At 54.0% G+C, this 21,233-nt stretch carries 15 protein-coding genes; 4 read left to right on the plus strand and 11 right to left on the minus strand.

Annotated elements, in window-relative coordinates; genetic code table 11:
* Nucleotides 1–43: 43 nt before the first annotated feature.
* The 4 genes from rpsA to serC all read right to left on the minus strand — a co-directional run bounded on the left by rpsA (nt 44) and on the right by serC (nt 5,164).
* Nucleotides 44–1,717, minus strand: a complete 1,674-nt coding sequence (gene rpsA, locus JT31_RS05010) for a 30S ribosomal protein S1 (protein ID WP_038474035.1) — start codon at nt 1,715–1,717, stop codon at nt 44–46.
* A gap of 123 nt (nt 1,718–1,840) precedes the next feature.
* Nucleotides 1,841–2,524: a (d)CMP kinase gene (gene cmk, locus JT31_RS05015; protein ID WP_038474038.1), complete on the minus strand. Its 684-nt coding sequence runs from the start codon at nt 2,522–2,524 to the stop codon at nt 1,841–1,843.
* 192 nt (nt 2,525–2,716) lie between these two features.
* A complete protein-coding gene (gene aroA, locus JT31_RS05020) occupies nt 2,717–4,000 on the minus strand; it encodes a 3-phosphoshikimate 1-carboxyvinyltransferase (protein WP_038482812.1) in 1,284 nt (427 codons plus the stop codon).
* 78 nt (nt 4,001–4,078) lie between these two features.
* Nucleotides 4,079–5,164 carry a 3-phosphoserine/phosphohydroxythreonine transaminase gene (serC, locus tag JT31_RS05025; protein WP_038474040.1) on the minus strand — a complete coding sequence of 362 codons (1,086 nt, stop codon included), beginning with the start codon at nt 5,162–5,164 and terminating at the stop codon, nt 4,079–4,081.
* Between the two features lie 307 nt (nt 5,165–5,471).
* Between serC and ycaO the strand changes: the two genes are divergently transcribed.
* The 4 genes from ycaO to pflA all read left to right on the plus strand — a co-directional run bounded on the left by ycaO (nt 5,472) and on the right by pflA (nt 11,762).
* The gene (gene ycaO, locus JT31_RS05030) at nt 5,472–7,235 is read left to right on the plus strand and encodes a 30S ribosomal protein S12 methylthiotransferase accessory factor YcaO (RefSeq protein ID WP_038482815.1); all 1,764 of its coding nucleotides are present in this window, start codon (nt 5,472–5,474) and stop codon (nt 7,233–7,235) included.
* A gap of 401 nt (nt 7,236–7,636) precedes the next feature.
* A complete protein-coding gene (gene focA / locus JT31_RS05035; RefSeq protein ID WP_038474043.1) occupies nt 7,637–8,494 on the plus strand; it encodes a formate transporter FocA in 858 nt (285 codons plus the stop codon).
* A 51-nt stretch (nt 8,495–8,545) separates the two neighbouring features.
* Nucleotides 8,546–10,828: a formate C-acetyltransferase gene (gene pflB / locus JT31_RS05040; RefSeq protein WP_038474046.1), complete on the plus strand. Its 2,283-nt coding sequence runs from the start codon at nt 8,546–8,548 to the stop codon at nt 10,826–10,828.
* 193 nt (nt 10,829–11,021) lie between these two features.
* A complete protein-coding gene (gene pflA, locus JT31_RS05045) occupies nt 11,022–11,762 on the plus strand; it encodes a pyruvate formate lyase 1-activating protein (RefSeq protein WP_038474049.1) in 741 nt (246 codons plus the stop codon).
* 36 nt (nt 11,763–11,798) lie between these two features.
* Here the strand turns inward: pflA and JT31_RS05050 are convergent, their stop codons facing one another.
* The 7 genes from JT31_RS05050 to JT31_RS05080 all read right to left on the minus strand — a co-directional run bounded on the left by JT31_RS05050 (nt 11,799) and on the right by JT31_RS05080 (nt 21,226).
* Entirely contained in the window at nt 11,799–12,680 is an 882-nt protein-coding gene (locus tag JT31_RS05050) for a LysR family transcriptional regulator (protein WP_038474052.1), read from the minus strand.
* A gap of 92 nt (nt 12,681–12,772) precedes the next feature.
* On the minus strand, nt 12,773–13,921 hold the full coding sequence (locus tag JT31_RS05055) for an MFS transporter (RefSeq protein ID WP_038474055.1): 1,149 nt from the start codon (nt 13,919–13,921) through the stop codon (nt 12,773–12,775).
* A gap of 296 nt (nt 13,922–14,217) precedes the next feature.
* The gene (locus JT31_RS05060) at nt 14,218–15,078 is read right to left on the minus strand and encodes a dimethyl sulfoxide reductase anchor subunit family protein (RefSeq protein ID WP_038474057.1); all 861 of its coding nucleotides are present in this window, start codon (nt 15,076–15,078) and stop codon (nt 14,218–14,220) included.
* A gap of 1 nt (nt 15,079) precedes the next feature.
* Entirely contained in the window at nt 15,080–15,697 is a 618-nt protein-coding gene (locus tag JT31_RS05065) for a DMSO/selenate family reductase complex B subunit (protein WP_038474060.1), read from the minus strand.
* A 10-nt stretch (nt 15,698–15,707) separates the two neighbouring features.
* A complete protein-coding gene (dmsA, locus tag JT31_RS05070; protein ID WP_038474064.1) occupies nt 15,708–18,149 on the minus strand; it encodes a dimethylsulfoxide reductase subunit A in 2,442 nt (813 codons plus the stop codon).
* Between the two features lie 345 nt (nt 18,150–18,494).
* Nucleotides 18,495–19,787: a serine--tRNA ligase gene (gene serS / locus JT31_RS05075; RefSeq protein ID WP_038474067.1), complete on the minus strand. Its 1,293-nt coding sequence runs from the start codon at nt 19,785–19,787 to the stop codon at nt 18,495–18,497.
* A gap of 95 nt (nt 19,788–19,882) precedes the next feature.
* Nucleotides 19,883–21,226, minus strand: coding sequence for a replication-associated recombination protein A (locus JT31_RS05080; RefSeq protein ID WP_038474070.1), 1,344 nt, complete (start codon nt 21,224–21,226; stop codon nt 19,883–19,885).
* Nucleotides 21,227–21,233: the final 7 nt, after the last annotated feature.

Below are 21,233 nucleotides of genomic sequence, written 5' to 3' on the forward strand. Positions count from 1 at the left end.
GATTTTATACCCTGGCAGAAGCCGGGATACAACGCTCGGACGATTACTCGCCTTTAGCTGCTTTGAATGCTTCAGCCATTGCGTTAGAGAAGTTGCTTTCTTCCTGTTTGTTGTTAACAGTCGCGATTGCATCTTTCTCGTCAGCTTCGTCTTTAGCACGAACAGACAGGCTCACTACACGGTTTTTACGATCAACGCCGGTGAATTTAGCTTCAACATCGTCGCCAACGTTCAGAACCAGAGTTGCATCTTCAACGCGGTCACGGGAAGCTTCAGAAGCACGCAGGTAGCCTTCTACGCCGTCTGCTAATTCAACTGTAGCACCTTTCGCGTCAACTGCCGTTACTTTACCAGTAACGATAGTGCCTTTCTTGTTCAGCGCAACGTAGTTGTTGAACGGATCTTCTGCGAGCTGTTTAACGCCCAGGGAGATACGCTCACGCTCTGCGTCAACCTGCAGAACAACGGCTGCAATTTCGTCGCCTTTTTTGTATTCACGAACTGCTTCTTCGCCTGCAACGTTCCAGGAGATGTCAGACAGGTGAACCAGGCCGTCGATGCCGCCGTCCAGGCCGATGAAGATACCGAAGTCAGTGATAGACTTGATTTTACCTTCAACGCGATCGCCTTTGTTGTGGGTCTCAGCGAACTGCTGCCATGGGTTGTTTTTGCACTGCTTCAGACCCAGGGAGATACGACGACGTTCTTCGTCGATATCCAGAACCATAACTTCCACTACATCACCAACGTTAACAACTTTGGATGGGTGGATGTTTTTGTTGGTCCAATCCATTTCGGAAACGTGAACCAGGCCTTCAACGCCTTCTTCGATTTCAACGAAGCAGCCGTAGTCGGTCAGGTTGGTCACGCGACCAGTCAGTTTGGTACCTTCTGGATAACGCTTAGCGATAGCGACCCATGGATCTTCGCCCAGCTGTTTCAGGCCGAGGGAAACACGAGTACGCTCGCGGTCGAACTTCAGCACTTTAACGGTGATTTCGTCGCCAACATTCACGATTTCGCTTGGATGCTTAACGCGTTTCCATGCCATATCGGTGATGTGCAGCAGGCCATCAACGCCACCCAGGTCAACGAATGCGCCGTAGTCAGTGAGGTTCTTAACGATACCTTTAACTTCCATGCCTTCTTGCAGGTTTTCAAGCAGCTGATCGCGCTCTGCGCTGTTCTCAGACTCGATTACCGCACGACGGGAAACAACAACGTTGTTGCGCTTCTGGTCAAGCTTGATAACTTTGAACTCAAGCTCTTTGCCTTCCAGGTGCAGCGTGTCGCGAACTGGACGCACGTCAACCAGGGAACCTGGCAGGAACGCACGAATACCGTTCAGCTCAACAGTGAAGCCACCTTTAACTTTGCCGTTAATAACACCGACCACAGTTTCAGCTTCTTCGTAAGCTTTTTCCAGCGTGATCCAAGCTTCGTGACGTTTAGCTTTCTCACGGGACAGCAGGGTTTCACCGAAGCCGTCTTCTACTGCGTCCAGTGCAACGTCAACTTCGTCGCCAACCTGAATTTCCAGTTCGCCGGCTGCGTTTTTGAACTGCTCTGCAGGGATTGCAGATTCAGATTTCAGGCCCGCATCAACCAGAACGACGTCTTTGTCGATAGCAACAACAACACCACGAACGATGGAACCCGGACGGGTTTCGATTGTTTTAAGGGATTCTTCAAATAGTTGAGCAAAAGATTCAGTCATGTTTAATCTTCAAAAGTTAGATTAACGTCCATCTGGCCTCATGCCGGATGGGGTTGTTTTACATACCCGCTCACACTCCGTTGCAGCGGGGGTACTACTAATTCTGAGGCTTGTCTGCCTTTATCAGGCAACAGCCAGCTTTTGGCGGGCGTATTGTAGCGCTTTTTCAATCACTTGCTCAATACTCATACTGGTGGAATCCAGTACTAAAGCATCGGCAGCGGGTACCAGCGGCGCTACAGAGCGATTGCGGTCGCGATCGTCGCGTTCCTTTATCTCGGCCAAAAGGCGGTCAAAGTTAACACTAAAGCCCTTCTCCTGCAACTGTAGCATGCGCCTGTGGGCACGCTCTTCGGAGGAAGCATCAAGGAAAATTTTCACTGGCGCATCCGGGAACACCACGGTGCCCATATCACGGCCATCGGCAATCAGGCCCGGCGCTTCGCGGAAAGCGCGCTGGCGGCGCAGCAGAGCTTCGCGGACACGCGGGAACGCGGCGACCTGAGAGGCGGCGTTTGCCACTTCCTGAGTGCGGATTTCACCGCTCACATCTTCCCCTTCAAGGATCACTTCCAGATTGCCGTCGGTGGAGACAAAACGAACGTCCAGATGTGCAGCAAGAGGAACCAGCGCATCTTCGGAAGCGACATCAACATGGTGATGCAGCGCGGCCAGCGCCAGGACGCGATAAATCGCACCAGAGTCCAGCAGATGCCACTGCAACGCTTCGGCCATCGCCTTACAAAGCGTGCCTTTACCGGCGCCACTTGGGCCATCAATCGTTATTACCGGGGCGGATGCCGTCATCGTTTTCTCCTCTATCGCTGGATTCGCGGGTTGTAAACGCCGCGCATTATACGCCGCAACCGCCAGGACTGTTATCTTTCCGGGCAAATATCCTCGGGAATCAGGCTGAGTGTAGAAGAATTGCGCAACGTGCGTTGTAAGGAATCGTAGAGATCGGAAAAACCGCATCAGGTGATGCGGTTTCTTAGGGGATTATGCCGGAGTACTGATACGCGCCAGCTGCTCGAAGTAGTCAGGGAAAGTTTTTGCCGTACAGCCAGGATCAAGGATAGTCACCGGCGTATCGGACAGAGCCACCAGCGAGAAACACATCGCCATACGGTGATCGTTATAGGTACCTATCTCAGCAAACGTCAGCTTAGCCGGAGGCGTAACGGTAATATAATCCTCACCCTCTTCGACTTCTGCGCCCACTTTTCGTAGTTCAGTAGCCATCGCGCTAAGACGATCGGTCTCTTTTACTCGCCAGTTATAGATATTACGTAACGTGGTCGTGCCCTTAGCAAACAGCGCCGCTGTCGCAATAGTCATTGCCGCATCAGGGATATGGTTCATGTCCATATCGATGGCGTTCAGCTCGCCGCGCTCGCAGCTAATGAAGTCATCGCCCCAGGTCACTTTCGCCCCCATCTTTTCCAGTACGTCGGCAAAACGGATATCGCCCTGAACGCTGTTACGGCCAATGCCGGTCACCTTCACCACGCCGCCTTTAACCGCACCTGCGGCCAGGAAGTAAGAGGCAGATGAGGCATCGCCTTCAACCAGGTAAGCTCCCGGCGACTGATATTCCTGCGCACCACGGATGACAAAGCTGCGGTAATCGCGGTTTTCCACCTCGACGCCAAAGGTTTTCATCAGGTGCAGCGTGATATCAATATAAGGTTTAGATACCAGCTCGCCTTTAATAGTGATTTCGGTGTCGTTTGGCGCCAGAGGAGCCGTCATCAGCAGCGCGGTCAGGAACTGGCTGGACACGCTGCCGTCGACCTCAACCTTGCCGCCGTTGAAGCCCCCACGCAGGCGCAGCGGCGGGTAATTCTCTTGCTCGAGATAATCAATCTCCGCCCCGCCCTGACGCACCGCATCAACAAGGTGACCAATCGGACGCTCTTTCATGCGCGGCTCGCCGGTCAGCACAATGTTATTGCTGCCGAGGCACAGCGCTGCGGCCAGAGGACGCATTGCCGTACCCGCATTGCCTAAAAAGAGCTCAAGCTCGCCTTCTGCCTGCAAAGGCCCAGCCACGCCGGTGACTTCACAACGGGTGCGATCCGCCGAAAGCGTATAGCTAACGCCCAGCGCTTTCAGCGCGTTAAGCATATGGCGGACATCATCGCTATCCAGCAGATTGGTCAGCACCGTCGTCCCTTTGGCCAGCGCGGCCAACAGCAGAGCACGGTTAGAAACGCTTTTTGAACCAGGCAGATTAATGGTGCCGTCGACCAGCGCGATGGGTTGTAACGTCAGGGATTCCAGCATGGGAAAAATACTCTCAACTCAAACAGAATAAAAACCCCGCAGGCGAGCCGCGGGGCGAAATACTAGTGCAATCATTTAACCGTGGCGGCGTTCGAACTCGACCATGAAATCCGTCAACGCTTTTACGCCATCAAGCGGCATGGCGTTATAGATAGAGGCACGCATGCCGCCTACGACACGGTGGCCTTTCAGCGAATGCAGGCCTGCCGCAAAGGACTCTTCAAGGAACACTTTATCCAGCGCGCTATCTGCCAGCTGGAACGGCACGTTCATCCGGGAACGGTTAGAAGCGGCCACGTCGTTACGATAGAAATCGCTGTTATCAATCACGCCATACAGCAGCTCGGCTTTGGCCTGATTAATACGATCCATTGCGGCCACGCCACCCTGCTCTTTCAGCCATTTGAAGACCAGCCCCGCGAGATACCATGCGAAGGTTGGCGGCGTGTTGAACATGGAATCGTTGTCGTTCAGCACGGTGTAATCGATGATTGACGGGCATGCTTTATGCGCTTTACCCAGCAGGTCTTCACGCACCACAACCAGCGTCAGGCCAGCCGGACCAATGTTTTTCTGCGCACCGGCATAAATCACGCCGAAGCGGCTAACGTCGATAGGACGAGAAAGAATGGTGGAAGAGAAGTCAGCGGCAACTACGGTATCGCCAAAATCAGGCGTTTCGTCGATGGAGATGCCGTCGATGGTCTCATTCGGGCAATAGTGCAGAAACGCGCTGTTGTCAGAAACCTGCCACTCGCTCATCGGCTTGATGGCGCGCTTGCCGTCCACGGTGATTTTCACGTCGTGAGCAACAGGCTGACAGTATTTTTTCGCTTCTTTTATCGCGCTGTTCGCCCAGTAGCCGCCGTCGATGTAATCCGCGCTGGTTTTGTCCCCGAGGATATTCAACGGTACGCCAGCAAACTGACCGCGGCCGCCGCCGTGGCAGAATAAAACTTTATAGTTGGAGGGGATTTGCAGCAGATCGCGAAAATCTTTTTCCGCCTCTTCCGCGACCTGAATAAACTCTTTGCCACGGTGGCTAATTTCCATTACGGAAGTGCCCAGACCGTGCCAGTCGCACAGCTCCTGTTGTGCACGACGAAGTACTTCAGCCGGTAACATTGCCGGACCAGAACTAAAATTGTATACCTGTGTCATTTCCCCTCACCACGCCTCGAGCAATAAGTTTTTATTACATTATCGGTTTTATCATTCAGCGGCGCAGTGTTGCAACGGTTAATCCCGTGCGGGGAAGTAATGTGCGCAAAATCACACAACACAATCTCCCGGCAGGTGAAAAAATTGCCCGATTTCCGGCGGTAAGATCCAAAAACCACATCCTCACCGGGTTACAGCAATGCCACAGAGCCTGCTATGCTAGCGTCGCCTGCGCCGGGCGGAAGATAGCGTCCTACCGGTAAAACCCGTATCATTGCGCGTTTCGCGTACCATTAAAGTGAACCCCATGACCCAGACATTTATCCCCGGCAAAGATGCCGCCCTGGAAGACTCCATCGCCCGCTTCCAGAAAAAGCTGACCGACCTCGGTTTCAATATCGAAGAAGCCTCCTGGCTTAACCCGGTACCGAACGTTTGGTCAGTGCATATTCGCGACAAAGACAGCGCTCTGTGCTTCACCAACGGCAAAGGCGCGACCAAAAAAGCCGCGCTGGCATCCGCGCTGGGTGAATATTTTGAACGTCTGTCGACTAACTATTTCTTCGCGGACTTCTGGCTGGGCGACACCATCGCTAACGGCCCATTCGTTCATTACCCGAATGAGAAGTGGTTCCCACTGCCGGAAGACGATCAACTCCCTGAAGGTATCCTCGACGATCGCCTGCGTGCTTTCTACGATCCGGAGAATGAAGTTGGCGCGGGGATGCTTATCGATCTGCAGTCCGGCAACGAAGAGCGCGGTATCTGTGCCCTGCCGTTTACCCGCCAGTCAGACCTGCAAACCGTTTATATCCCAATGAACATCATTGGCAATCTGTATGTTTCCAACGGCATGTCCGCGGGCAACACGGCGAATGAAGCTCGCGTCCAGGGTCTCTCTGAGGTCTTTGAGCGTCATATTAAGAACCGCATCATCGCCGAAAGCATCAGCCTGCCGGAAATCCCGCAAGAGGTGCTGGCGCGCTACCCTGGCGTCGTGGAATCCATTAAGACGCTTGAAGACGAAGGTTTCCCTATCTTCGCTTACGACGGCTCTCTGGGCGGCAAATACCCGGTTATCTGCGTGGTGCTGTTTAACCCGGCAAACGGAACCTGTTTTGCTTCATTCGGCGCACACCCTGATTTTGGCGTAGCGCTGGAGCGCACCGTTACCGAGCTGCTGCAGGGCCGTGGCCTGAAAGATCTGGATGTCTTTACGCCTCCAACCTTCGATGATGAAGAGGTGGCCGAACACGCTAACCTGGAAACTCACTTCATTGATTCCAGCGGCCTGATCTCCTGGGACATGTTCAAGCAGGATGCGGACTATCCGTTTGCTGACTGGAGCTTCGCCGGCACAACAGAAGAAGAATTCGCCACGCTGATGGCTATCTTCAAGTCTGAAGATAAAGAAGTGTATATCGCCGATTACGAACACCTGGATGTCTACGCTTGCCGTATTATCGTCCCGGGCATGTCAGATATTTATCCGGCAGAAGACCTGCTGCTGGCCAACAACAGCATGGGCAGCCACCTGCGTGAAACTATCCTTGCCCTGCCGGACAGCGAATGGGAACAGCAGGACTACCTGGATCTGATTTCTCAACTGGACGATGAAGGCCACGATGACTTCACCCGCGTGCGCGAATTACTTGGTCTGGCAACCGGGAAAGATAACGGCTGGTACACGCTGCGTATTGGCGAGCTGAAAGCCATGCTGGCGCTCGCCGGCGGTGACCTTGAGCAGGCGCTGATCTGGACCGAGTGGACCATGGAGTTTAACGCCTCCATCTTTAGCCCGGAGCGCGCTAACTACTACCGCTGCCTGCAGACCCTGCTGCTGCTGTCGCAGGAAGAAGAACGCCAGCCTCTGCAATACCTGAACGCATTTGTACGCATGTATGGCGCAGAAGCCGTCGATGCCGCGAGCGCAGCGCTGAGCGGTGAAGCTGCGTTCTACGGCCTGCAGCCGGTCGACAAAGACCTGAAAGCCTTCCCGGCGCATCAGGCTTTGTTGCAGGCTTACGAAAAATTACAGCGCGCCAAAGCCAAATATTGGCAGGTAAAGTGATTTACTGACAACTTACAGGTGCGCACTGCACCGGGTCTGAGCTATATTGTGGGGCGCTTTTTGCGCCCCATTTTATTATTGCAACAATAATATTTTACTATGTAATCTTTTGGTTAATTTAGGGTAAATGATTATTTATCGACAACGGAAATAATGTTATCGAAATATAAAAATACCCCATTGTAATTAACCATTTTTGTGCGAGGAACGGGCTGAATTCAATTTTATCTATAAATATTAAAATTTATTTTTTCATGTATAATCAATTAGTTATGCTGAAAAACAGATAAAGACCTGCTTTTTCAGTGCCTATTAGCTTGGCGAGATATGATCCACATCAATTTTTACTCTATAATGCTTTGTTAGTATCTCCTCGCCGAATTAAATAAGAGAGAGTTAGTGTGAAAGCTGACAACCCTTTTGATCTAGTACTCCCACCAGCGATGGCAAAAATTGCCGAAGATGCTGGCGTCTATAAAGCAACAAAACAGCCGCTAACGACCTTTTACTTAGCGATTACCGCAGGCGTCTTCATTTCGATTGCCTTCGTGTTCTACATCACCGCCACAACGGGCACATCCACTATTCCCTTCGGGATTGCCAAACTGATTGGCGGCACATGCTTCTCACTGGGTTTAATTCTTTGCGTTATCTGCGGTGCAGACCTCTTTACCTCCACCGTGCTGATCGTCGTAGCCAAAGCCAGCGGCCGCATCACCTGGTGCCAGCTGCTGCGTAACTGGGCTAATGTTTATATTGGTAACCTGGTCGGAGCCCTGCTCTTTGTGCTTCTTATCTGGCTGTCCGGCATGTATATGACAGCCAACGGCGCCTGGGGCCTTAACGTCCTGCAGACCGCTGACCATAAAATGCATCACACGTTTGTTGAGGCCGTCTGCCTCGGCATTCTGGCGAACCTGATGGTGTGTCTCGCCGTCTGGATGAGCTACTCCGGCCGCAGCCTGATGGACAAGATGTTTGCTATGATCCTTCCGGTTGCCATGTTTGTTGCCTGCGGCTTTGAGCACAGCATCGCAAACATGTTCATGATCCCGATGGCTATCGTGGTTCGTGACTTTGCCAGCCCGGAATTCTGGACCGCCGTAGGGTCCTCTCCGGAAAGTTTCTCGCATCTGACCGTGCTGAACTTCATTACCGATAACCTGATTCCAGTCACCATCGGAAACATTATCGGAGGAGGTTTACTGGTTGGGTTGACATACTGGGTAATTTATCTGCGCGGTGGCGATAAACACTAAGTTTAGCCAACACGTAGGTTTAAGAACTCCACATTAGAAGGTAGGTGTTACATGTCCGAGCTTAATGAAAAGTTAGCCACAGCCTGGGAAGGTTTTGCTAAAGGCGAATGGCAGAATGAAGTCAACGTGCGTGACTTTATTCAGAAAAACTACACCCCGTATGAGGGTGATGAGTCCTTCCTGGCAGGTGCTACCGACGCAACTACCACTCTGTGGGACAAAGTGATGGAAGGCGTCAAACTGGAAAACCGCACTCACGCGCCAGTTGACTTCGATACCGACCTCGCTTCCACCATCACTTCTCATGATGCGGGCTACATCAACAAGTCCCTCGAAACCATCGTGGGTCTGCAGACCGATGCTCCTCTGAAACGTGCCATCATTCCGTTCGGCGGCATCAAAATGGTCGAAGGTTCTTGCAAAGTATACGGTCGTGAACTCGACCCAATGCTGAAAAAGATCTTCACCGAATACCGCAAAACTCACAACCAGGGCGTGTTTGACGTTTACACCAAAGACATCCTGAACTGCCGTAAGTCCGGTGTTATTACCGGTCTGCCAGATGCGTATGGCCGTGGCCGTATCATCGGTGACTACCGTCGCGTTGCGCTGTACGGTATCGACTACCTGATGAAAGACAAGTTCGCTCAGTTCAACTCACTGCAGACCAAACTGGAAAACGGTGAAGACCTGGAAGCGACTATTCGTCTGCGTGAAGAAATCTCCGAACAGCACCGTGCGCTGGGTCAGATCAAAGAGATGGCCGCTAAATATGGCTGCGATATCTCCGGTCCTGCTACCAACGCACAGGAAGCAATTCAGTGGACTTACTTCGGCTACCTGGCTGCGGTTAAATCTCAGAACGGCGCTGCAATGTCCTTCGGTCGCGTATCCACCTTCCTGGATGCCTATATCGAACGCGACATCAAAGCAGGCAAAATCAACGAGCAAGACGCTCAGGAAATGATTGACCACCTGGTCATGAAACTGCGTATGGTTCGCTTCCTGCGTACCCCAGAATACGATGAGCTGTTCTCCGGTGACCCAATCTGGGCAACAGAATCTATCGGCGGTATGGGCGTTGATGGCCGTACTCTGGTGACCAAAAACAGCTTCCGCTTCCTGAACACCCTGTACACCATGGGGCCGTCTCCGGAGCCAAACATCACCATTCTGTGGTCTGAAAAACTGCCACTGAACTTCAAAAAATACGCGGCTAAAGTTTCCATCGATACCTCTTCTCTGCAGTACGAGAATGACGATCTGATGCGCCCTGACTTCAACAACGATGACTACGCTATCGCTTGCTGCGTAAGCCCAATGATCGTTGGTAAGCAAATGCAGTTCTTCGGTGCTCGTGCAAACCTGGCGAAAACCATGCTGTATGCAATCAACGGCGGCGTTGATGAAAAACTGAAAATGCAGGTTGGTCCTAAAGAAGCGCCAATCACCGCAGACGTTCTGGACTACGACAACGTGTTGGATCGTCTGGATCACTTCATGGACTGGCTGGCTAAACAGTACGTTACCGCGCTGAACATCATTCACTACATGCATGATAAATACAGCTACGAAGCGTCCCTGATGGCTCTGCACGACCGTGACGTTGTTCGCACCATGGCTTGTGGTATCGCGGGTCTGTCCGTTGCAGCTGACTCCCTGTCTGCAATCAAATACGCGAAAGTTAAACCAATTCGTGACGAAGACGGTCTGGCTATCGACTTCGAAATCGAAGGTGAATATCCACAGTTCGGTAACAACGATCCTCGCGTAGATGACATCGCCGTTGACCTGGTAGAACGTTTCATGAAGAAAATTCAGAAACTGACCACCTACCGTGGCGCTATCGCGACTCAGTCTGTTCTGACCATCACCTCTAACGTGGTTTATGGTAAGAAAACCGGTAACACCCCAGACGGTCGTCGCGCAGGTACTCCGTTCGGTCCAGGCGCTAACCCAATGCACGGCCGTGACCAGAAAGGTGCTGTTGCCTCTCTGACCTCCGTGGCTAAACTGCCGTTTGCCTACGCGAAAGATGGTATCTCCTATACCTTCTCCATCGTGCCAAACGCGCTGGGTAAAGACGATGACGTGCGTAAAACCAACCTTGCAGGCCTGATGGACGGTTACTTCCACCACGAAGCGAACATCGAAGGTGGTCAGCACCTGAACGTGAACGTCATGAACCGTGAAATGCTGCTGGACGCGATGGAAAACCCTGAGAAATATCCTCAGCTGACCATTCGTGTATCCGGTTACGCAGTCCGCTTCAACTCGCTGACCAAAGAACAGCAGCAGGACGTTATTACCCGTACCTTCACTCAGTCCATCTAATTCCTTGTTAGACTGAAGAAGCGTAATATATAAAGGCTCCACTCTTGTGGGGCCTTTTTACTCACCTCTCTGCCCCCAGCCTGCTTTGCCAGCTATCTATACTTGGGTATCTGCCAAAACAGACTTAACACAGCCGGCTTGAGCTGTGCACGACACAGGCCCTGGATGGGCCACACCTGGAGAGATCACCGCAATGTCAGCAATCGGACGAATTCACTCTTTTGAATCCTGTGGTACCGTAGACGGTCCCGGTATCCGCTTTATCACCTTCTTCCAGGGCTGCCTGATGCGCTGCCTTTACTGCCACAACCGCGACACCTGGGATACCCACGGCGGCAAAGAAGTGACGGTAGAAGAGCTGATGAAAGAAGTTGTCACCTATCGCCACTTTATGAACGCTTCCGGCGGCGGCGTCACCGCGTCCGGCGGTGAGGCTATCCTGCAGGCCGAGTTCGTGCGTGACTGGTTCCGCGCCTGCCATAAAGAAGGTATTCATACCTGCCTGGACACCAACGGCTTTGTTCGTCGCTACGATCCGGTGATTGATGAGCTGCTGGAGGTTACCGACCTGGTGATGCTCGATCTCAAACAAATGAACGACGAAATCCACCAAAACCTGGTGGGCGTTTCAAATCACCGCACGCTCGAGTTTGCCCGGTATCTGTCGAAAAAAGACATTAAAGTGTGGATCCGCTACGTGGTCGTGCCGGGCTGGTCTGATGACGACGACTCCGCGCATCGCCTTGGGGAATTTACCCGCGATATGGGCAACGTTGAGAAAATCGAGCTGCTGCCGTACCACGAGCTTGGCAAACATAAATGGGTTGCCATGGGCGAAGAGTACAAGCTGGACGGCGTCCATCCGCCGAAGAAAGAAACCATGGATCGGGTCAAAGGCATTCTGGAGCAGTACGGTCATAAAGTAATGTACTAGCCCCACTGCGTGCTCCCGTTGAAGGGGGCACGGTCATTACGCTTCCTGCCAGGCGGCATCTATCGCCGCCATGACCTTCTCAAGCTGAGATTGCGCAATATGCCCGGGTTTCCAAAGCGCCACCACCGGGTGCAGCAACCCTCTATCTCCAACTTCCGTATCCAGTCGCTCAATGCCCGGCCAGTTTTCTACCCCAAAGTGCCGCGGTAAAAACGCCCAGCCTTCTCCGGCACACAGTCGCTTTTCCAGCAGAGAAAGTTCGTTGACGCGTATTACCCGGTCGGCAATTTGAATGCGCTGTGCCAGCGAATCAGGAAGCTCGCGATAAGGCATCAGCTGCGTGCTGGCGGCAAGACGTAAGAGTGAGACCGGTTTGGTTTTAAAGAAGCCCACTTTCGCCCACGCCGCCAATGCCAGGCTGCCCACCGCTCGCCACTGGAGCCTGTCGTTCACCGAGCGATTTAGCGCCTGGTAAATGCCGATATGCGCCCTGCCCTGATCCAGCCAGCTTTCGGCCTCCGGGCGTTCACTCATCAGCAGATCGAGCGTTATCTGTTCGGCCGCAAGCTTCTCCACCAGCCGCAGTAAGAAATCTCTTGGCGTGAAAGGGTCATAGCATAGCGTCAGGCGGGTCTCTATCTGGCCCGGCATCTGCCGAGCGGCCTCTGAGAAAGCCTGAGCCTCATGAAGAAATAACCGGGCCTGTCGGTACAATAGCTTGCCGGGTTCGGTTAAAGTCAAAGGACGGGTGGAACGATCGAACAGCGTATAGCCGAGGTCAATTTCGAGATAATCCAGCAGCTGGCTGACCGTGGTCCGGTCTTTATTAAGCTTTTTAGCCGCTTTGGTGAGGGTGCCGCATTCGCAAACGCAGGCAAAGGCTTCAATTTGAGCCAGCGTAAAGTTAACCGTATTCATCGTTCCCCCTTCTGTTAACGGGGTATTTTCCCATACAAAAACGCGTATTCCGAGTCAGGAATACGCGTCAGGGAAACAATAAAAAATCAGGATCAGGCGTGAGCCACCGGCGTAGGATGCTGACCGGCTTTGCGCAACAGCATCATCAGGTACACAAACGACACCGCGGCCATCATGATAAACAGCACGTTGTCCGAGTAATTCTGCATCAGCAGCGCGGTGATAGTTGGCCCAATCAGGCTGCCGATGGTGTAGCTCAGCAGCAGAGCCTGGTTCATCGCCACCAGCTGATGGCGTTCAATTCTTTCGCAGGCCCAGGCCATCGCAACCGGGTAAAGCGTGAAGCCAAACGCGCCCAGGACAAACAGCGCCGGCCCCATTGCGGCATTGCTGAGCATCGCCAGGCAGCCGAGGATCACCACAAAGACCTGAACGCGCAGCACCAGCAGGCGACCGTATTTATCCGCCAGACGCCCCATCGGCCACTGGCCAACGATGCCCGCGCTTATCATCAGCGCCATCCAGAAGCCGATGCCTGCATCGCTTACGCCCTGATGGTTAAGGTAAAGCGGCATCAGGCCGTACAGCGAGCCGAGGACAATGCCGGACATGATGCAGCCGTTCACGCCCAGACGAGCCTGACGCAGGCGCAGCATCGGCCAGACCGGCGAGTTATCACGATGTTCATCGCCGTCGCTCACGATATGAGTGAACAGCAGCGGCAGGATAGCAGCCAGCACCAGCGCGGTAGCCCACGGCAGCACGTTCATCAGCTCGGTGGAGAGTTTGCTGACCATCAGCTGACCGACGACCATCCCGATGTAATAGACGGTCATATAAGCGGCCAACAGGCGGCCGCGGTTGCGTGAGGTGCCGCTGCACATCAGCGCGCTTTCAACCACCACCCAAATCATGGCGCAGCCGACGCCGGCAACAAACCGCCAGACCATCCAGCTCCAGAAGCCCACCATCAGCCCGAGGCCAATACAGCCCACCGCAAAGATAACGGAGGCCAGATAGTAGCTGCGGTTAAACCCGTAACGCTTAATCACCCACCCGGTAATCAACGTGCCCACCAGGTTACCGGTGAAGTACGCAGAGCCCACCATCCCGACCTGCCAGGTAGGAAGGTTATCGTGAGCCAGCCAAAGCGGGACGAGCGTGTTTAAAACCGCCATCGCCAGAGTCAGCAGCAGTAGCCCGCAAAGCAGCAGCAATACGGGGCGGGTATAGATGGTCATGGGTGTCGAGCCGTGAGGAAGTGAACAAATTTGTGCGCATCATGCCACCGGCAAATGGATTGTCAATCCAGCAATAATGGGGGGTGAGAGGGGTTTTGGCGGGAACGATTTGAAAAACTTATCCTGCGAATAAGTGACCGGGGTCACGTAAATTGTATCTCCCTGTTTTTGATGCGATATAGCGAAAAGCAGGCCAAAATGAGCAATGAAAAATTTCATGGATATTCAGGTGAGATTTTCTTATCTGAAAGCATGAAAAAGCGCGCCCGTAGACGCGCTTATAACTCAATGAAATGTTAACTCGCGATCGCCATACCAACCGTCATATGCAGCCCGTAGAAGACGCCCCGACCAATGAGTTCACCGGCAAGCACAAACACCATTGCCAGCGTCAGCAGACCAACGCCCGGACGATATCCTTTCAGCTGCGGCGCAATCCAGCAGACCAGCGCGAGGACCAGCAGAACCATCCGCCACGCCATCAGCGAGCCGTACTCCGGCACCAGCGCAGAAGCCTGCTGAATGGAGCTGTGCAGCGTTGCCAGCTCCATGCCCTGCATCAGCATAACAATCATGCTGACTACCAGCGCCAGCAGCGTGATGACCGGCAGAATACGCATCCCCCAGCCGCTAACGCCTGCCGCACGCAGCAGCAGGTAGCCAAGCAGTGGGCCGCCGATAAACATCGTCAGGAAGAAGTTCATCGGCGTCCAGACGCTAAACCAGGTTGGTACCGTATCGATTAAATACACCCGGCTCATCATCCAGACAAATACCACGCCCAGAATCATAGTCACCACGGCCCAGGCTTTGCTGAGCGCCTGGGGCATTTTGCCGAGTACGGTCAACAGCCACCAGAAACCGCCCACGGCAAAGAATACCGAGCCGCTGGCAATTTCATTACTCAACGCCGAGCTGCCGAGGCGATTCAGGGAGTTGAAGGCGCGCAAAGGTGAACCCAGGTGCAGTATAGAGGCGATGAAACCGACGCCCATCAGGATCCAAAGCACAACCATCATCAGCTCGGCGCGCCTGCGGGTCGCCCTGTCGTTCACGCCGTAAAGCAATGCCAGCGCCATAACGATAAACCCGCCCGCAACGCACTGGCCCAGTACCGTAAAGACCATCAGCGGCCATTCATGCCATCCGTTTCCCATCTCACACCTCCTTCGGGTTGGCCAGATAACCGCTGGTATCCCCACTTGGGCGGCTGTTGGCGTTAGGTTTAATCACGATGTTAGGTTTTGTGAAGTGCGATGCTGGCAGCGGGGCAATAGCGGCCTGAGTACCGTACTTTTTGCGTAACTCGTCGATAGGTGCTAAATCCAGCGCACGCAGCGGGCAGGACTCTACGCAGATCGGCTTTTTCCCCTCGGCAACGCGCTCGTAGCAGCCGTCGCACTTGGTCATGTGGCCTTTCTCTTCGTTGTACTGAGGCGCGCCGTACGGACACGCCATATGGCAGTAGCGGCAGCCGATACAAACGTCTTCGTTCACCACCACAAAGCCATCTTCGCGCTTATGCATTGCGCCGCTCGGGCAGACCTTAGTACAGGCCGGATCTTCACAGTGGTTACAAGAGATAGAAAGATAGTAGGCGAAGACATCCTGGTGGAATACGCCGTTATCCTCCTGCCAGTTGCCGCCCGCATATTCATAAATGCGACGATAGCTCACGTCCGGAGTCAGGTTCTTAAAATCCTTGCACGCCAGTTCACAGGTTTTGCAGCCGGTGCAGCGACTGGAGTCGATATAAAAGCCATATTGGGTTGTCATTTACTGCTCCTTACGCCTTTTCAACCTGGACCAGGTTACTGTGGGATGGATTACCTTTTGCCAGCGGCGACGGGCGCTGAGTGGTCAGCACGTTGATGCTTCCCGCCCGGTCTACCTTGTTGGCATCCGGGCTATACCAGGCTCCTTCCCCTAAGGCGACAACGCCAGGAATGATGCGTGGCGTAACTTTGGCGTTAATGCGTACTTCCCCACGGTCGTTGAAAATACGGACTTCATCACCATTGGCGATGCCGCGCTGTTTTGCATCGAGCGGGTTGATCCACATCTCCTGACGACAGGCGGCCTTCAACACGTCAACGTTGCCGTAGGTTGAGTGAGTACGGGCCTTATAGTGGAAGCCGGTCAACTGCAGCGGCCATTTCTCCGCCAGCGGATCGCCCACGTTCTCGAAGCCGGCGCTATAGACCGGCAGCGGATCGATAACGTCGCCTTCAGGTAGTTCCCATGCGGCGGCAATCTCAGCCAGCTGCGCGGAGTAGATTTCAATCTTGCCGGACGGCGTGGTTAACGGATTCGCCTGCGGATTTTCACGGAAGGCTTTGTAGGCCACGTGATGCCCTTCCGGGTCACGCTTTTTGAACATTCCCTGCTGGCGGAACTCGTCAAAACTCGGCAACTCAGGGATCGCTTTCTGGGACTGAGCGTAAAGGTGACGCATCCAGCCTTCCTGAGTTCGCCCTTCGGTAAACGCAGGCTCCACGCCCATGCGCTTCGCAAGTTCGGTGGTCATCTCATAGATGGTTTTGCATTCAAACCGAGGCTTGATGGCCTGCTCAGCGAAGATAACGTAAGACATGTTGCCGCAGGAGGCATCAAGGCAGAAATCCATCTGCTCGGAAGCCGTGCAGTCCGGGAGCAGAATATCGGCGTATTTCGCAGAGGAAGTCATGTGGTTGTCGATAACCACAATCATCTCGCACTTCTTGTCATCCTGCAGAATGTCGTGGGTGCGGTTGATCTGGGAATGCTGGTTAATCAGGCAGTTACCGGCATAGTTCCAGACCATTTTGATAGGCACATCTAACTTATCTTTGCCGCGTACGCCGTCACGTGTGGCCGTCATTTCGGCCCCGCGATCGATAGCGTCAGTCCACATAAACATTGAGATGCTGGTCTGAACAGGGTTTTCCAGCGTTGGCATACGAACGAACGGCAAACTATAGGAACCTTCGCGCGCCCCGCTGTTACCGCCGTGAATACCGACGTTACCGGTCAGGATAGAAAGCATGGCGATTGCGCGGGAAACCAGCTCGCCGTTGGAGTGACGCTGCGGCCCCCAGCCCTGGCTGATAAAGGCCGGTTTCGCGCTGCCGATTTCACGGGCGAGTTTGATAATGCGATCGACCGGTATTCCGGTTATCTGCGAGGCCCATTCAGGTGTTTTAGCTACGCCATCTACGCCCTGACCGAGTATGTAAGCCTTATAGTGCCCATTGTGCGGTGCACCCGCTGGCAGCGTTTTGTCATCGTAGCCTACGCAGTATTTATCCAGGAAAGCCTGGTCGACGAGGTCTTCATTTATCATCACCCACGCCAGCGCGGAGATCAGCGCCGCATCGGTACCTGGGCGAATAGGGATCCACTCATCTTCGCGCCCCGCGCCGGTATCGGTATAGCGCGGGTCGATAATAATCATTCGTGCGTTGGATTTCTGGCGAGCCTGCTCGAGATAATAGGTTACCCCGCCGCCGCTCATACGAGTTTCGCCGGGGTTGTTACCAAACAACACCACCAGCTTGCTGTTTTCGATATCAGACGGACTGTTGCCGTCCGCCCAGCCGCCGTAGGTGTAGTTCAGGCCCGCGGCGATCTGCGCCGTGGAATAGTCACCATAGTGGTTGAGATAACCGCCGCAGCAGTTCATCAGGCGCGCAATCAGCGTGGAGCCCGGTGGCCAGGAGCGCGTCATGGTCCCGCCCAGCGTGCCCGTGCCGTAGTTCAGGTAGATAGCTTCGTTGCCATACTCTTTGATGATGCCTTTCATGCTATTGGCAATGGTGTCGAATGCTTCATCCCAGCTGATGCGTTCAAACTTACCTTCGCCACGAGCACCTACGCGCTTCATCGGATATTTGAGGCGGTCGGCATTGTAGACACGGCGGCGCATTGAACGGCCACGCAGGCAGGCACGAACCTGATGTAAACCTTCGTAGTCATCATCACCGGTGTTATCGGTTTCAACGTATTTAATTTCGCCGTCCACCACATGCATACGCAGCGGGCAGCGGCTGCCGCAGTTCACCGTACAGGCGCTCCAGACCACTTTCTCATCGCCACCGGGGTTTACGGCGGGGTCGGCAAAGGCGAATCTGGAAAAGGGAAGCGAGAAGGCGCTAGTTGCAGCAGCTAAACCACCGATTGCCGTGGTTTGGACCAGCTTACGACGGCTGACCTCTGCCGCGAGGATCGCGTTAGGGGTTTTATCAGTCATAGTGACCTACTTGTTTTGCTCACAGTTAAAATAAGCTGACAGCGGCAACGCGGGCTGAGAGCCCACATGCCGCTGCGCAGTTAAAGTTGAAAGGGGTGTCCGGTTAATATTTGTTGGAGGATTGACCTGGCCGCGTCACGCCTTGTGAAGCACGGTCGTCAAATGATGATTAGCTGAAAGTTTTAATTGAACTATCATCACCCGCTTTCCGGGGAGCAATAATACTTATTTGGGAGTAGGGGTTATTGTCTGGTATCAAGAAAGGCGGTGTTGGCGGAAAGGGCCTGGCTTTCGGCATAAAAAAAGCGCCCTAAGGCGCTTTTCTGGTTGGTTACAAACGGTTGATTAACCGATGTATTCCAGATCATTCATGTACGGACGCAGCGCTTCCGGCACCTGAATACGGCCATCGGCCTGCTGGTAGTTTTCCAGCACCGCGACCAGGGTACGGCCAACCGCCAGACCGGAACCGTTCAGGGTGTGTACCAGGCGAGTTTTCTTGTCTGCCTTATTACGGCAGCGTGCCTGTAAACGACGCGCCTGGAAATCCCACATGTTTGAGCAGGAAGAGATTTCACGGTAGGTATTCTGCGCGGGCAACCAGACTTCCAGATCGTAGGTTTTAGCCGAACCGAAACCGATATCACCGCTGCACAGCAGCACCTTACGGTATGGCAGACCCAGCAGCTGAAGCACTTTCTCCGCGTGGCCGGTCAACTCTTCCAGCGCGTCCATTGAGTCTTCCGGGCGAACGATCTGCACCATCTCAACTTTATCGAACTGGTGCTGACGGATCAGACCCCGGGTATCGCGACCATAAGAACCCGCTTCAGAACGGAAGCACGGCGTATGCGCGGTAAGCTTCAGCGGAAGCGATTCATCGTCGAGAATTTCGTCGCGGACCAGGTTAGTCAGCGGCACTTCTGCGGTTGGGATCAGCGCATAGTTGCTGCTGTCAGCTTCTTCTTCCAGCGGACGGGTATGGAACAGGTCTCCGCCAAACTTCGGCAGCTGGCCAGTACCGTACAGAGTGTCCTGATTAACCAGATACGGTACATAGTTTTCCATGTAGCCGTGCTGCTCGGTGTGCAGATCCAGCATGAACTGGGTCAGGGCACGGTGCATACGAGCAATCTGCCCCTGCATCACCACAAAACGAGAACCGGTCAGTTTAACCGCAGCGGCGAAGTCGAGGCCTTTTGCCATTTCGCCCAGGGTTACGTGGTCGCGAACTTCAAAATCAAACTTGCGCGGTTCGCCCCAGCGGCTAATTTCAACGTTTTCGCTGTCGTCTTTGCCCATCGGCACGCAGTCGTCAGGAATGTTTGGCAGGGTCAGCGAGATATCGCGAATTTCCGCCAGCAGAGAATCAAGCTCGTTTTTCGCTGCATCCAGCTCTTCGCCCAGCTGGTTAACCTGCAGGCGCAGCGGCTCAATGTCTTCTCCGCGCGCTTTCGCCTGGCCGATGGATTTCGATCGCGAGTTACGTTCAGCCTGCAGATTTTCCGTTTTGACCTGCAGTACTTTACGACGCTCTTCCAGAGAGCGCAGCGTTTCTACATCCAGCTTAAAGCCTCGGCGTGCCAGTTTTTCAGCGACTGCGTCTGGCTCTGTACGCAGCAGATTGGGATCGAGCATGCTTATCCTGTGCTTATCGAATTGAATTTATAGGGAGTGCGGCCACAGCCTGCGGCCGCTTTGGTAGTCTTGCTAACCTTACCGCAACGTCTGCATTAGCGGTAGCGTTTTGTGGGGCTTTTATGATCCTGCTCGGTAAGCCAGGCTAGCTTTTCGCCAATCTTACCTTCCAGGCCTCTGCTGGTCGGCCGGTAGTAGCGTGTTTGTGCCATTTCAGGCGGGAAGTACTCTTCCCCGGCAGCATAGGCGTTCGGCTCATCGTGAGCGTAACGGTATTCCTGGCCATACCCCATTTCTTTCATCAGCTTCGTAGGGGCATTGCGCAGATGAACGGGAACGTCATAATCAGGGCGCTCACGCGCATCCGCCATTGCGGCCTTGAATGCGGTGTAAACTGCGTTACTTTTCGGCGCGCAGGCCAGATAAACAATTGCCTGGGCAATCGCTCTCTCCCCTTCGGCCGGCCCTACGCGGGTGAAACAATCCCAGGCGCTAATTGCCACCTGCATACCTCTTGGGTCGGCATTACCCACGTCTTCCGAAGCGATGGCCAGCAAACGCCGGGCAACGTAAAGCGGGTCGCCGCCTGCGCTAATAATGCGGGCGTACCAGTAAAGGGCGGCGTCAGGCGAGGAGCCACGAATAGATTTATGCACCGCCGAAATAAGGTCATAAAAACGGTCGCCTTTATTATCAAAGCGAGCGCTGCGTTCGCCGGCAATCTCGGTCAGCAACTGAGTCTGTAAAACACGATTGCCGCTGGCGTCTGTCTCGGCCATGTCCGCCATCATTTCCAGCGTATTCAGCGCCCGACGCGCATCACCGTTCACCAGTTCAGCAATGGCTTTTCGCGTCTCGTCCGGCAGCACAATATTTTGCCCGCCGTAGCCCCGCTCTTTATCGCTCATCGCCTGCTCGAGCACCTGCTCGATGTCCGCTACGGTGAGGGATTTCAGCAGATAAACACGGGCACGGGAAAGGAGCGCCGAGTTCAGCTCAAACGAAGGGTTTTCGGTCGTCGCGCCAATAAAGGTGATGGTGCCGTCTTCAATGTGCGGCAGAAAAGCATCCTGCTGGCTTTTATTGAAGCGGTGAACTTCGTCCACAAACAGGATGGTACGCCGCCCGGCATTGCGGTTTTGCCGCGCTCGCTCGATGGCTTCGCGGATCTCTTTCACGCCAGAGGTTACCGCTGAAATACGCTCGACGTCCGCGTTTGCATAGCGGGCAATCACTTCTGCTAAGGTGGTTTTACCGGTTCCCGGCGGCCCCCAGAGGATCATGGAATGCAGATGGCCTGCTTCAATGGCCCTGGGCAGCGGTTTTCCGTCAGCCAGCAGATGCTGCTGCCCGATATACTGGGCCAGGTTTTCTGGCCGCATACGCGCGGCCAGCGGCTGGAAGGTATTATCTGAAAAATCGAGCGACAGGTTGCTCACTCAAGCC

It is taken from the genome of Cedecea neteri (genome assembly GCF_000757825.1).
Taxonomy (GTDB): domain Bacteria; phylum Pseudomonadota; class Gammaproteobacteria; order Enterobacterales; family Enterobacteriaceae; genus Cedecea; species Cedecea selenatireducens.

Coding starts and splice junctions, on each gene's coding strand:
- rpsA (WP_038474035.1), bottom strand. CDS start 1,717: ATGACTGAATCTTTTGCTCAACTATTTGAAGAATCCCTTAAAACAATC.
- cmk (WP_038474038.1), bottom strand. CDS start 2,524: ATGACGGCATCCGCCCCGGTAATAACGATTGATGGCCCAAGTGGCGCC.
- serC (WP_038474040.1), bottom strand. CDS start 5,164: ATGACACAGGTATACAATTTTAGTTCTGGTCCGGCAATGTTACCGGCT.
- ycaO (WP_038482815.1), top strand. CDS start 5,472: ATGACCCAGACATTTATCCCCGGCAAAGATGCCGCCCTGGAAGACTCC.
- pflB (WP_038474046.1), top strand. CDS start 8,546: ATGTCCGAGCTTAATGAAAAGTTAGCCACAGCCTGGGAAGGTTTTGCT.
- pflA (WP_038474049.1), top strand. CDS start 11,022: ATGTCAGCAATCGGACGAATTCACTCTTTTGAATCCTGTGGTACCGTA.
- JT31_RS05050 (WP_038474052.1), bottom strand. CDS start 12,680: ATGAATACGGTTAACTTTACGCTGGCTCAAATTGAAGCCTTTGCCTGC.
- JT31_RS05055 (WP_038474055.1), bottom strand. CDS start 13,921: ATGACCATCTATACCCGCCCCGTATTGCTGCTGCTTTGCGGGCTACTG.
- JT31_RS05060 (WP_038474057.1), bottom strand. CDS start 15,078: ATGGGAAACGGATGGCATGAATGGCCGCTGATGGTCTTTACGGTACTG.
- JT31_RS05065 (WP_038474060.1), bottom strand. CDS start 15,697: ATGACAACCCAATATGGCTTTTATATCGACTCCAGTCGCTGCACCGGC.
- dmsA (WP_038474064.1), bottom strand. CDS start 18,149: ATGACTGATAAAACCCCTAACGCGATCCTCGCGGCAGAGGTCAGCCGT.
- serS (WP_038474067.1), bottom strand. CDS start 19,787: ATGCTCGATCCCAATCTGCTGCGTACAGAGCCAGACGCAGTCGCTGAA.